The organism is Streptococcaceae bacterium ESL0687 (assembly GCA_029392475.1).
Classification (GTDB): domain Bacteria; phylum Bacillota; class Bacilli; order Lactobacillales; family Streptococcaceae; genus Floricoccus.
The window spans coordinates 1,243,254-1,256,592 of the sequence record CP113940.1; the positions used below are offsets into that span (position 1 = coordinate 1,243,254).

A 13,339-nucleotide genomic window follows, 5' to 3' on the forward strand; every position below is an offset into this window, starting at 1 on the left:
TCTAAAAAAAGAGAAAGGATGTCCCCAAAAAGGGACGATCCTTCTTAATTACCCTTTACTCCCAAGCTGGCAAGTCATTGCCACCAGACTCATCCTTGATAAGTCCTGCTATCTTATCAGTTTGATAGGCAGCTACAATCTTTTTGAAATCAGGATTTGTTTCATCCTTCTTTTTAACGGCAACTAGATTCTTATAAATCTCGCCGACTTTTGAAAGATTATCTGTATCCAGATAGATTGCATCCTCTTTTGGTTTAAGACCACTATCAACAGCATAATTGGTATTGATGACTGCTGCTGCAACATCCGGCAAGGCTGCTGGTGTTTGTGAGGCATCAATCTCTTTAATGTCCACTTGTTTTAGGTAACTTTCAATGTCATTTTTACTTGGAGACGTCGGTGCATTGTCCTTAAGCTTAATTACATTAATAGCATCTAAAAGTTGAAGGGCACGACCACCATTTGTTACATCATTTGGGATAGCGATTGTATCTCCTGACTTAATGTCCTTATAGTCCTTAAGCTTACTTGAATATAGTCCCATAGGAGATACGTAAGTATAGCCTATTGACACCAAGTCTTGATTCTTTTCCTTGTTGTAGTTATTTAAAAATCCTACACTTTGAAAGGCATTTAAATCAAGACTTCCATCAGCTAAAGCATCATTTGGTGTATTGTAATCACTAAACTGCTTGACTTTAAGTTCAATATCTTGGTCCTTAAGGCTTTTGGCCACAGACTTCCAAATCTTGTCTTCCACATCAGATACCACCCCTATAGTATATGATTTTTTCCCAGTAGAAGAGCTATCCTTCTGGTTTCCACAGGCAGTAAGACTAAAGAGAGCTAGCCCTGCCAGTAAAGTCCCCAGTAATTTTCCTTTTTTCATAATCATCCCTTTTCTATAATTTAAGCAACCTAATCAACCTAATCAACCTATTTCCAAGCTGGAATATCATTTCCATCGGTTTCTTCTTTGATTAACTCAGCTGTTTTATCTGTTTGATAAGCCTTAACAATTTTCTTGAAGTCTTCATTTGACTCATTTTCCTTCTTAACGGCAATAACATTTTTGTAAATATTACCAACTTTGGCAAGGTTATCTGTATCTAGATAAAGGGCATCTTTCTTAGGACTTAGACCACTATCAACAGCATAGTTAGTATTGATAACTGCTGCAGAAACGTCAGGTAGGGCCGCTGGAATTTGAGAAGCATCAAGCTCTTTAATCGTTACGTCTTTTGTATATGATTCGATATCACTAGTAGTTGGTGAAGCTGGTGCATTAGATTTAAGTTTAATGACATTAATTGCATCAAGTAATTGAAGGGCACGGCCACCATTTGTTACATCATTTGGAATGGCAATTGTATCACCTGACTTAATATCTTTATAGTCTTTTAACTTGTCTGAATAAAGTCCTAGAGGGGAGATAATTGTGTATCCAATTGCTACTAGGTCCTCATTTTTTTCCTTGTCGTAGTTTTCCAAAAAGGCTACGTGCTGGAAGGCATTTAAATCAATACTTCCGTCTGCAAGGGCATCATTAGGTGTATTGTAATCACTGAACTGCTTAATTTTCAGATTGATTCCCTCATCCTCTAAGGTTTTAGCAACTGACTTCCAAATTTTATTGGCTGAGTCTGAAACAACTCCAACGGTGTAAGTTTTTTCTGTTGAAGAAGAATCTTTTTTTCCTCCGCAAGCGGTAAGAGTTAATAGGGCTGCTCCTGCAAGTAGGGCTGTAAATAATTTAAACTTTTTCATAAATCTTTCTCCTTAATAAGTTCTTTTTACTGTAAGACCATGATAACACAGGAATAAAAAATCTGGCTTATCATTTATTTATAGGGCCATTAAGATTTTTTATTGCCTAAGTTTTAAGTATCCCTCCCTTATTTTTTTAAGACTGGCTTCAAATTTTATGGTTTCCTCAGCTGATAAATCTGGTAAAATTTTTCTAACTACTCCTTCTTCCAGGGAAAATTCACTCAAAGATCCGTAAAAACATTCCCTTTGTGAGTCATAAGAGGATACGGGTAAAAGCTCCTTAGAACCCCTTCTTAGGTAATCAATAATTCTTGAGACACTTGAGGCTATACCAAAGGCCGTATGTTTTTTGGCCGAATAAATCTCCCAACCTGTTTGGGCAGCAAGCCTTGCCTCTTCCTCAGTGGCGTTTAAAGCTAGCTGACTTTCCCCGTGCTCTCCAACAACCAAAAGATTTTCCCGCTTACCCCGATTAATGAGGCGATTGGTATCAATTAAGGTGCCACTTCCAATGATTCTAGTCTTATCATAGGAGGTTAAATCAGCCAAATAATGGACGATGACGTCGCAGGGATTAGTAATTGAGATAATCATGCCAGAAAAGCCTGAATCCTTAATCTTTGGTGCGACCTCTTCTACAACCTGCTTACTGACCCGCGTTTCAGCGAAGCGATCACTAGCATTTTCTAAAACCCTAATATCTCCCGCACAGAAAACTAATATCTGAGCATCCTTCAATTCCTGATAGTCATTTTTTATAAGCTTAATTTCACTGGAAAGGTTTACTAGGACATCCTGAAGTTCCAAATATTCTGCCTGAAGCTTAGCCTCATTACTATCAATTAATACAAGCTCCTGAACCAGCCCTTGTAGACATAAGGTATAAGCAAGAGTTGATCCCACATGTCCAAGCCCTATAATTCCAATTTTCATCATTAGTCCTCCTGGTTTCTTATGTTTTTAAAGCAAATGATACCATAATATTTTTTCATCATGAGCAAAAAATATATTTACTGTAAATTTTTTGTTTTAAATTTTAGTTATTTTTGTTAGTATTAAGATACACAAGGGGTACTAAGATTAAATTTCTAATTTTAGTTGAGATTCACCCTCAGAACCTGATACGGTTAATACCGTCGTAGGGATGTGTCGCTAGAGATAGCCATACTCCCTCCTTGTGAATTCCAGGAGGTTTTTTTAATGTCTACTACTACCAAACTTGATTTGAGAATTGCTCTTGAGGCCACAATCTGCGCCTCCCTTGCCATGGTCCTATCCTTCTTAAAAATCCGCTTCGGCTGGATTGATATAAGCCTTGGTCAAACCATTATTATTTTATTTGGGCTAAGAAGGGGACTTAAGGCAGGACTTTTTGCAGGACTCCTTTGGGGTATTCTCCACTTTTTAACTGGTCAAGTTTACTACCTATCATTTGCGCAAGTTATGGTTGAATACATCCTTGCCTTTGTCTTTGCAGGAACCTCAGGTATCTTTAGGGGGCAACTTAAGGAAAATCCTGAAAGAACTGTCGTTTTAGCCAGTATTTTTGCAACCTTTGCTCGCTTTTTCTGGCACTTTATTGCAGGTCTTATTTTCTGGGGGCAGTATGCCTGGGCCGGATGGAATCCATTTTGGTACTCACTAGTTGTCAATGGATCTAGTGCCATTCTAACTGCTCTTGTTGCCTCGTTAGTCCTTTTATTCACCGTTCGAAAATTTCCAAAAATTTTTCAGCCATGATATAATTAACCCTAATTAACTTATTAGGGTTAATTTTATTAGAAGGAGAAAACTCAATGAAAGATTGGTTTGTTAGGGTAATTAAAGGGATGATTATTGCCCTTGGATTTATTTTACCTGGAGTCTCAGGCGGAGTGCTAGCAGCTCTTCTGGGTCTTTATCATAAAATACTATCGTTTTTAGCTAATATCAGACAAAATTTTGTCGCAAATATTCTTTACTTTCTACCTGTTGGTATTGGGGGGATTATAGGGATTGGTCTCTTTAGTCGTCCTTTAGAATACCTTCTTGCAAACTACCAGGTGGTCGTCTTATGGGGCTTTGCAGGAGCAATAATTGGCAGCATTCCCTCTCTTTGGAAGGAAGCTGCCAGTCAAAATAAAGGAATCCATTCTAAGGCTGACTGGTCTTGGATGCTTGGAAGCTTCTTGTTCTCAAGTATTTTCCTTTATTCTATGCCCTATCTTTTTGGTACCCTACCTGCAAATTTTGCAAGTTTTGTTTTAGCGGGTATCCTAATAGCCCTTGGTGTCCTAGTCCCTGGACTCAGCCCATCAAACTTCCTTTTAATCTTAGGCCTTTATAACCCTATGTTGACTGGGTTTAAAAACTTTGATTTACTTGGAGTCTTCCTGCCAATCCTTGTAGGAGCAGGTGTCACCATCATCTTATTTTCTAAACTAATGGAACATTTACTTGATAACCACTTCTCCTATGTCTACCACTTTATAATTGGAATTGTGCTTTCAAGTACCCTTTTAATCCTCCTACCTAATCCAAAATCAGCTGATACTATAAGTTATATGGGAATTAATTTCCAAACAATTCTTATAGCCCTAGTTCTCTTTGTTTTAGGAGTAATATTAGGTTTTTGGATGAGTAAACTTGAGGAGAAATATGAACAATGAGTAAGAAAAAACTGAAAAAAACACTGGTTGAGCAGATTCTTGACCAAAAGAAAATCCCCCATGAAGGGATTAAAATGAATATCTTAGAGGGACAAAATCCCCTTAATCTAGAAGAAAAAGATGTTTATAAGACTTTGGCCCTTAAAAATAATAAGGACCAAGCCATAATCGGAATCGTTCCCATCAACCAACACCTGTCACTAAAAAAACTAGCCCAGGCTAGTTCAAGTAAAAAAGTCGCTATGATTCCTTTAAAAGACCTACAGAAAACAACAGGATATGTTCACGGCGCCAACAATCCTGTAGGGATTTGGCAGACAAAAAAATTCCCTATCTTTATTGATAAACTAGCTGAAACAGAGGATTTTATAGTGGTATCTGCTGGTGAAATTGGTCGAAGTATTAAAATTAATCCTAAGGATCTAGCAAGTTTAGTCCAGGCTCAATTTAGTGACTTGATTGAATAGGAGCTAGGGCCATGAAAAAAAGAAGGGATAAATCAGGTCTTTCACCAAGACGTCCCCTTTTGTTAGGATTTTTTATCTGCCTCTTTCTGATTCTTTTGGGTTTTACTTATAGCCAGGAAAAAAATAGTGATTTGACGGAACTTACACAAGAGGAGAGTTCTAGACTGATTAATCAACTTATAGTAGACTCCGATATGAATGGAAACCTACTGGTTAGTAAGAGAAAACAAGAGATTATCAGACAGGCCTATGGTTACTCGGATGAGGATGAGGAAATTGCTAGTTTAAATACTACCATTTACCCCCTTGCATCCATCCAAAAAACCTTTACAGCCCTCCTAATCGCCCAACTTGTTGAAGAAGGAAAACTTACCTATGACTCCAAACTAGGGGACTTTAGACCAGATATTCCTAAGTCAAATAATGTTACGATTAGAGAACTTTTAGAACATACCTCATCTTATGTTATGCCAGAAACGGCTAGTGAGGATGTCCTAGAAGACGAAGAAGAGCAAGTTGAATATGCCAAAGAAACAACTGATTACACTGGCTATCATAGTTTCTTTTATACCAATGTAAACTATACCTATCTGGCTGCCGTAATTAAAAAAATTGAAGGCAGCTCCTACAAGGAAAGCTTACAGAAAAGAATAATTGCTCCCCTTGGTCTTGAAAATACCTATTTTTGGGATGATTTACCTACTACTGCTAATGTGGCAGAAGAAATTAAGGGAAGTAACAGCCTTCAAAAGGTATATTCTTTAGAACTTATGAGTACCCTTCTGGGGGCAGGAAATCTCTATATGTCAGTTGATGATTTAATTAAGTACCAAGAGGCCATCAATGATAATAAGCTAGTTAAGCAAACTACCTTTGATGATTTGGTCAAACCCAAAACCAACGCCAACTATGCTGGAGGATATTTTTTAACCGGAGACAATTGCCTGGCAGTTACTGGAAATATATCCAGTAACCAACTAGGAAGTGGTGGGTATGTCAGTCTCCTTTATACCAATAGGGAGCAGGACATTATTATCGGTTGGCTGGGCAACAGCCTTCCTTCAAATTCTCTAATAAACATTGGTAAATCAATCTACCAAGACATCGGTAAATCTTAAACAAAAGGAGATCAAATTTAATTGACCTCCTTTTTATTTGCGAATTATTCCTCACGGTTTTTCAGATATTTCAGCTGCTATTTGTGCTATAATAAGGGCATGATTTTAAGAATATTTACCCTAGCATATCCCTTATTAATAATTTTTTTCCTCAACTACCTGTTCAAGTTTTTCAAGATTAGAAAATTTACTGGACTCAGGGTGCCTGATATAGCTACCCTATTTATAATCCTTGGAATTTATTTATTTTCCTTGAAGCTTACCACAACAAGTATGCTTCCCTACTTTTTAATCTTAATGAGTGGTCTTGGATTAGTTATTCTTTTGGTTGATCTTTTTTATGTTAGAAAATTCGACCGCAATAACTTTTTAAAATTATTCTGGCGTCTTTCCTTTCTCATCGCCTTCATCATGTATTATATGATGGCCATTTTATCATTTTTCAAGTAATTACTTGTTTGCAAGTTCCTCAAAAAGAACCTGAAATTCTTCATTGGTGAGGGTTATACCCTTACTCATTTTTGTATGATCAGGACTCCAAGAGCGAATATCATACTTGGCTGGACCCCCATTCCAACTCACTCGGTTGAGTTCCTTGGTCCAGCCCTTTTCATTTTCTGATAAAACAATTAGTGATTCTTCTATTTCAAATTTTAATTCTGCCATTACTATTTCCTCCACTTGATAATACGATTTTTAAATCGTTTTTTAGCTTAAAAATTTAAAAACGCCAAAGGGCGTTTTTTTTTAATACTCTAGACGTTTAATCACAACACCTGTATGTTCCTTAACTGCATCAATAGCATGATGATAACGAGCTAAATAGCCGTACTCATCTCGGAGTCCGTCACCTCGGTCATCTAAGATTACAACCTTATCCATCAAGTCAAATTCCTCAAGTTGGCGCATGAGTTCTTCATGGAATTCAAGGCGTGAGTCCTCCCAGTCCATATTCCTAAAGCCGTCATCCACATAACGAGTAATTGGTGGAATAACAAGGATTAAATCCATTTTTTCCTGCTTAATGGTTCTTAAAAATAGAGGTTCCAAGGCCTCTTGATCTTCAAGGGGCAGGTAGAGTTTGGCGTAAACCCTAGTTACAATGGCATCTGTATCTAAAAAGACAATTCCATTATTTGACGGAGAACAAATTTCATAAGAATTGGCATCATATTGGCCTGTAATCAACCTAGCATAGTCATCCACACGAAGCTCATCATCATCAATATTTGACTCTTCCTCATAAATACGCGCATATTCTTCTGAGAAGGGAGCATTAATGGATCTGGCAAGCCGCCTTACAAGGGTTGTTTTACCAGTTGAAGCTCCACCCATAAAGGTTACAATTTTACTAAAATGACGCCTGAACACCCTATTGATATCGTTCCAATATTTTTGCGGATTTTCCCTAATCATGGTAGAAGAGATGGCTATATCGTGGCGGTCAGCCCTTTCAACTGAGTAGGTATTCCCGTCATCAGGGAAACGTTTTGAAAGCTCTTCAACATACTCTTCTTCCCCCACATAAAAGGTTACTTGGAGATTTTCTTGGATTGTATTTTCGTGAAGAATTTCAATCACTCGGTCAGTCCAAACGTCCCAGCCAAGGGGCATGGGTGGCATTCCGTTTTCATCAAGTTTTGCAACCTTAATATCAGGTTCATCATTGAAGGCCTGACGCAAATAACGAAATCTCTTTTCCAGATTCAAACCAATCTGATCACCCCGGTCATTATCATAACCAGATGCAATGAGTAAGACTCCGTCATTTAAAGCAGCTGTTTTATAAATCTGCTGCTGATGACCTGTATGTAGAGGGGCAAATGTTCCAAAGTAGATACCAATCTTTTGGCCCTTTAATTTTCCCTTTGAAATATTGTTTGTAATCATATCAATAACCTTTTCTTAAGTATTTGCTTCTTTTATAGAAATCTTTGGCTAAAAATCAGCTAAGAATCTCCTAATAATATTTTAATTATAGCAAAAAAATGTGTGAAATTCACACATCTCTTTGATTCAGCTAGCTTACTTAGATTAACACCAAAGACTAATCACATCTAAGAAGGATTTACCATCTATTACTTAACTTTAAAGTTAATTTTACCGGCAGAGCTTCCAACGGTTACTGTTTGACCACTTTTAATTTCACCAGTTAACAACTTTTCACTCAGTTTGTCTTCAATCTCCCTTTGAATGGCGCGTCTTAAAGGACGAGCTCCGTATTCCGGATCAAAGCCAATCTTAGCAATATGTTTACTTGTTGCTGGGGTAATTTTAAGTTCAATGTCTTGTTCCTTAAGGCGAGCTGTGACTGACTTAAGCATTAGTTTTACAATTTCTTGGATCTCTGTTTCTGATAAGTTGTGGAAGACAAGGATTTCATCAACCCTGTTAAGGAATTCAGGCCTATAAGCCTTTTTAAGCTCTTCCAAAATTCTAGCCTTCATGGCCTTGTAATCACGGGCCTCATCCTTACTTGAAAATCCAACTGTCTTTTCATCCCTTAGAGCAGTTGCCCCGATATTACTTGTCATAATGATAATTGTATTTCTAAAATCAACCTTACGTCCTTTACTATCAGTAACAAAACCATCATCAAGGATTTGTAAAAGAACATTAAAGACGTCTGGGTGAGCTTTTTCAATCTCATCTAGTAGGACCACTGAATAAGGTTTTTGACGGACCTTTTCAGTCAATTGACCACCTTCATCAAAACCAACGTAACCAGGAGGCGCACCAATCAAGCGACTGGTTGAAAATTTCTCCATGTATTCACTCATGTCAATTCGAATTAAGTTGTCTTCACTACCAAAAATAGTGGCTGAAAGGGCCTTGGCAAGTTCTGTCTTACCTACTCCTGTTGGTCCTAGGAACATGAATGACCCAATTGGCCTTCTAGGATCAGAAATCCCGCTACGAGACCTTCTGATGGCCCGGCTCACAGCTTCAATAGCTTCATCCTGACCAATCACGCGCTCATGGAGTTCTTTTTCAAGATTAACTAGACGACTTGCCTCTGATTGGGTCATCTGACTTACCGGAACACCTGATAAATCACTAACAACCTCAATAATATCTAAATCAGAAACCCTTAAATCTTCTTTAGGATTTTGTCCTTCCTTAATTTTGATAAGTTTTCCAAGGAGCTCACTTTTTTCCTGGCGTAAATCTCTGACGTCTGTCACCTGACGGTTCAAAAGGGCAGCCTCAATTTTAGAATCCAAAGATTTTATCTCATCTTTTAAATCTTGATAGTTTGAATCATGTTCCAGACTATTTATCTTAACCCTTGCTGAAGCCTCATCCAAGAGATCAATTGCCTTATCGGGTAATTTACGGTTTGGCATATATCTGATACTGTTTTTAACAGCTGCCTCAAGGGCCTTATCTTCAATTTTTAATCCGTGGTAATTTTCATACTTGCTTCTAAGCCCATCTAGGATTTGAAGGGTTTCTTCCTCACTTGGTTCGTTAATTACTACCCTTGCTAATCGTCTTTCAAGGGCTGAATCTTTTTCAATTTTCTTTTGATATTCATCAAAGGTTGTTGAACCCATAAGTTGGAGGTCGCCCCGGGCTAGAGCTGGTTTTAGAATATTTGATGCATCAAGGGTCCCGTCCATTCCCCCACCTGAACTCATAATCGTATGAATCTCATCGATAAAGAGAATGACATCTTGCGACTTACTTACCTCATCGATAATGGCAGTCATCCTGTCTTCAAATTCCCCGCGGAATTTAGTTCCAGCTAAGATGGCAGAAATTTCCACTGACATCAAACGTTTACCCTTTAAATCTTCAGGGACCTCACCACTAGCAAGTTTAAGAGCCAAGCCTTCAGCAATAGCTGTTTTACCAACTCCAGGTTCACCGACAAGAACGGGATTATTTTTGGTCCTGCGACTTAGAATCTGAAGAACTCGTTCAACCTCTTTATCCCGGCCAATCATAGGGTCTAGCTTATCTTCACGAGCCAAACGAGTCATATCACGAGCTACACTATCTAGAGTTGGTGTCTTGCTGTTGGGTGAGACATCTGCTGCAACTCCTCTTTTTGATGCAGGAACCACAGGTTTACGGCTTAAAAGGGCTTTTACATCAAGACGTGACTTATCAAGGAAGGTTTTTAGCATCTTCCCAATATCAATGCCCAGACTTACTAAAATTCTTCTAGCAAAGGAATCATTATCTGATACAAGGATATAAAATAAGTGCTCTGATCCAATTTCTTCTTGACCATTTTCAAGGGCTAAAAATTGGGCTACTTCTAAAAGCTCTTCAAGCCTTGGCGATACCTGAAGAAGCTCGCCTTCTGCTAATTGAGGTTGGTCTGAAGAAAGAGGACCCAATTCAATTTCAAAGTCGTCCCTTTCTAAATTTAAATCCCTGAGGGTTGTTGAACCATAGTTATCATAAAACTCGGCATAGGCAGCTAAAACATGCCCTGTTCCAACCACTCTTGAGTTGTAAGAAAAGGCAATCTTCTCAGCCTCCTCCATTATTGCCCTAACAGTCGGGGTAAATTTTAAGTTATTATTTAATTTCATCTTCCCTATCCAATCTTTGTAAAAATGATTTCACCATAAGTGACCTAGTAGCATCTGCATCCTTTGAGTTAAAATTTGAGTCACTCAGGACAGAAAGCATCAGGTTTCCTTCTCTAAAACTTATTATCTTTTCTTCAAAAAGAAATTGAATTATATCTTGCGTTGCCTTCTCACTAAGGAGATCTGGTATCTTATCCTGCACCTCTTGCAAAAACAGGTGCCTGTTGGAACATCTGATCTTTACAATCCTGATGTAGCCACCGCCCCCACGTTTACTTAGAACTTCATAACCACGAAGTAAGGTAAAGCGAGTTTTTATAACATAATTTATCTGACTGGGAACAACATCAAAAGTCTCTGCCAACTCAGAACGCTTGATTTCAATTTCTGAAGCCTGGTTGAGAAGTTTTTTCAAATATTCTTCAATCAAGTCAGATGTATTCTTCCTACTCACTTTCATCCCTCCCTTCCCTCTAAACTTTATTGACCTATACTGACCTTAGTTTTATTATAAACAAATTTTATGAAATTTTCCATGAAAATACCTTGTAAAACTAGCCGTAAGGATAGATTAGAGCTTTAGGTAAAACAAAAGACCAGAAGTAAATCTGGTCTTTTATGTAGGAGTATTTTTAGGAGTTTTGTTTATTCGGGATTTCAAATCCCTTAGGAGTTTTGTTATTTATGAAAAAGTTTTACGACCTTGGTCGATAGATATATAATAAAACTTTTTACATGACCCTACATCAGTCTAAAGTACCATTTGTTTTCAATCAAAGACATCCAGGTCAGATAAATTCTCAAATAAAATTCCATAATGAGGATTTGACCTAAAATCATCTCTTTTAAATACTTCTTCTGCTTCCATTCTTGCCGTCTCTAAAACATTATAGTCAACAACAATATCAGACACAGTAAACTCTGGTAGCCCTGACTGGCGAACTCCAAATATTTCACCAGAACCTCGCATCTTGAGATCCTCTTCAGCTAAAACAAAGCCATTGGTCGTTTCAGTCATAATCTTCATCCTTTGTTTACCCTGATCACTTTTGGGGTTAGCCACAAGGATGGCATATGATTTTTTACTACCCCGACCAACCCGTCCCCTAAGTTGATGGAGCTGGCTGAGTCCAAAGCGGTCAGCATTCATAATAACCATAATCGTTGCATTAGGGACATTAACTCCAACCTCAATTACAGTTGTTGACACCAAAATATCATAATCTTTAGCCTTAAAAGAGGCCATGATTTCATCTTTTTCCTGGGCCTTCATCCTGCCATGCAAGAGGGCAATTTTGGCCTGATTTCCAAAGTAATCCTCCAAGTCTTGATAAAGATCTTGAGCATTTTTAAGATCCAAGCTTTCACTTTCTTCAATTAAGGGCGAAATAAAATAAACCTGGGCTCCTTTCTTAAGCTCATCTTTAATCCAAGCCAAAACTTGCGAAAATTGTTCCTGTTTGACCCACCTGGTTGTTATAGGTACCCGTCCGCTAGGAAGTTCGTCAATAATCGATACATCCATGTCACCAAAGGAGGTTATGGCAAGGGTTCGTGGAATGGGAGTTGCAGTCATCATAAGAACATCAGGATTTTCACCCTTCTCCCTAAAAAACTTCCTCTGTTTGACCCCAAAGCGGTGCTGCTCATCTGTAATAACTAGACCTAGCTTTTTAAATTCAACCCCCTCTTGAATTAAAGCATGGGTTCCAACCACCATATCAACTGAGCCATCAGAAAGACCTGCTAATACCTCCCTTTTTTCAGCAGGTTTCATCCCACTAGTTAAGAGACCAACCCTAAGTTCTGGAAAAAGTTCTTCCAGACTAATCAGGTGCTGGTTGGCTAAAATTTCTGTTGGTACCATCATAGCTGATTGAAAACCTGCCGTATAGGCCCCGTACATGGCTAAAGAAGCGACAGCCGTTTTTCCTGACCCAACATCTCCTTGCAGGAGACGATTCATATGACTGGGAGACTTTAGGTCCTGCTTAATTTCGTCAAGAGTTCTCTTTTGAGCCTTGGTTAGGTCAAAGGGGAGTTGATTTATCTTTTCATTTAAAAGGTCATCCTTATAAGGTAGGCTCATACCTGCTGTTAGTTTTTTCTCCCTATATTTCAAGGCCTGCATTTTAAGTTGAAAGTAAAATAACTCCTCAAATTTCATCCTTCTAAGGGCTTGCTTGTGGGCCTCGTCATCCTTTGGAAAATGCATGTTAAAAACAGCTTCCCTCCTTGAAAGTAGACGGTATTTTTCAAGAAGATAAGCAGGTAAAGTTTCCTCTATAAGATTAAGGGCACCAAGATCCATTACCTGTCTAATCAAAGAAACAAGTTTTCCTTGCTTAATCCCTTCTTTAAGACGGTAAACGGGTTCCTGGCCATTATCTACTTGGGCTAATAGCTTAATTCCTGAAAGGGCCGCTCTTCTAGCATCCCATTTGCCGTAAATGGCTAGAGTTGCTCCTACCTCAATCTTCTGAGCCAAATAGGCTTGATTAAAAAAACTAACTGAGATTACTAGATCATCCTGCTTGATTTTGAAATTCAGGCGATTTTTCTTATATCCATAGTATTGGCTGGAAGCTGGCGTTACAACCTCCCCAACAACCGTTGATTTTTCTCCGTCAACCAGTTCAAAAACTGATTTGCCTGAAAAGTCTTCATACCTAAAAGGAAAGTAAAAAAGAAGATCCTCAAGGGTTGAAATGCCAAGTTTCTGATAATTCTCAAGAGCCTTGGGACCCACACCCTTGAGATATTGAATTGAATCACTTAATTTCATATAC

At 38.2% G+C, this 13,339-nt stretch carries 13 protein-coding genes and 1 riboswitch; of the genes, 5 read left to right on the forward strand and 8 right to left on the reverse strand.

Annotated features, from left to right (window positions below; genetic code table 11):
• Positions 1-55: 55 nt before the first annotated feature.
• The 3 genes from OZX60_06130 to OZX60_06140 all read right to left on the reverse strand — a co-directional run bounded on the left by OZX60_06130 (position 56) and on the right by OZX60_06140 (position 2,706).
• On the reverse strand, positions 56-889 hold the full coding sequence (locus OZX60_06130) for a MetQ/NlpA family ABC transporter substrate-binding protein (GenBank protein ID WEV45008.1): 834 nt from the start codon (positions 887-889) through the stop codon (positions 56-58).
• A gap of 47 nt (positions 890-936) precedes the next feature.
• A complete protein-coding gene (locus OZX60_06135) occupies positions 937-1,767 on the reverse strand; it encodes a MetQ/NlpA family ABC transporter substrate-binding protein (GenBank protein WEV45009.1) in 831 nt (276 codons plus the stop codon).
• A gap of 99 nt (positions 1,768-1,866) precedes the next feature.
• Positions 1,867-2,706: an L-lactate dehydrogenase gene (locus tag OZX60_06140; protein WEV45010.1), complete on the reverse strand. Its 840-nt coding sequence runs from the start codon at positions 2,704-2,706 to the stop codon at positions 1,867-1,869.
• Positions 2,707-2,827: 121 nt separating this feature from the next.
• A riboswitch (TPP riboswitch) is annotated at positions 2,828-2,932 on the forward strand.
• A 38-nt stretch (positions 2,933-2,970) separates the two neighbouring features.
• Between OZX60_06140 and thiT the strand changes: the two genes are divergently transcribed.
• The 5 genes from thiT to OZX60_06165 all read left to right on the forward strand — a co-directional run bounded on the left by thiT (position 2,971) and on the right by OZX60_06165 (position 6,453).
• Positions 2,971-3,510 (forward strand): energy-coupled thiamine transporter ThiT, encoded by a 540-nt coding sequence (thiT, locus tag OZX60_06145; GenBank protein ID WEV45011.1) that lies wholly within the window; start codon positions 2,971-2,973, stop codon positions 3,508-3,510.
• A 56-nt stretch (positions 3,511-3,566) separates the two neighbouring features.
• Complete coding sequence (locus OZX60_06150) at positions 3,567-4,418, forward strand: DUF368 domain-containing protein (protein WEV45012.1); 852 nt, start codon at positions 3,567-3,569, stop codon at positions 4,416-4,418.
• Positions 4,415-4,885, forward strand: a complete 471-nt coding sequence (locus OZX60_06155) for an aminoacyl-tRNA deacylase (GenBank protein ID WEV45013.1) — start codon at positions 4,415-4,417, stop codon at positions 4,883-4,885. The genes OZX60_06150 and OZX60_06155 overlap by 4 nt, the downstream gene beginning before the upstream one ends.
• A gap of 11 nt (positions 4,886-4,896) precedes the next feature.
• Positions 4,897-6,003: a serine hydrolase gene (locus OZX60_06160; GenBank protein WEV45014.1), complete on the forward strand. Its 1,107-nt coding sequence runs from the start codon at positions 4,897-4,899 to the stop codon at positions 6,001-6,003.
• A 99-nt stretch (positions 6,004-6,102) separates the two neighbouring features.
• Complete coding sequence (locus tag OZX60_06165; GenBank protein ID WEV45015.1) at positions 6,103-6,453, forward strand: DUF3397 domain-containing protein; 351 nt, start codon at positions 6,103-6,105, stop codon at positions 6,451-6,453.
• Here OZX60_06165 and OZX60_06170 read toward each other — a convergent pair whose 3' ends face one another.
• From OZX60_06170 to recG, 5 genes are all read right to left on the reverse strand, one after another.
• A complete protein-coding gene (locus tag OZX60_06170; GenBank protein ID WEV45016.1) occupies positions 6,454-6,669 on the reverse strand; it encodes a YdbC family protein in 216 nt (71 codons plus the stop codon).
• 81 nt (positions 6,670-6,750) lie between these two features.
• A complete protein-coding gene (locus OZX60_06175) occupies positions 6,751-7,893 on the reverse strand; it encodes a nicotinamide-nucleotide adenylyltransferase (GenBank protein WEV45017.1) in 1,143 nt (380 codons plus the stop codon).
• Positions 7,894-8,081: 188 nt separating this feature from the next.
• Positions 8,082-10,550 (reverse strand): ATP-dependent Clp protease ATP-binding subunit, encoded by a 2,469-nt coding sequence (locus OZX60_06180; GenBank protein ID WEV45018.1) that lies wholly within the window; start codon positions 10,548-10,550, stop codon positions 8,082-8,084.
• Entirely contained in the window at positions 10,537-11,004 is a 468-nt protein-coding gene (locus OZX60_06185) for a CtsR family transcriptional regulator (protein WEV45019.1), read from the reverse strand. Before OZX60_06185 ends, OZX60_06180 begins: the two co-directional genes overlap by 14 nt.
• Before the next feature lie 315 nt (positions 11,005-11,319).
• The gene (gene recG, locus OZX60_06190) at positions 11,320-13,335 is read right to left on the reverse strand and encodes an ATP-dependent DNA helicase RecG (GenBank protein ID WEV45020.1); all 2,016 of its coding nucleotides are present in this window, start codon (positions 13,333-13,335) and stop codon (positions 11,320-11,322) included.
• Between the last annotated feature and the right edge of the window lie 4 nt (positions 13,336-13,339).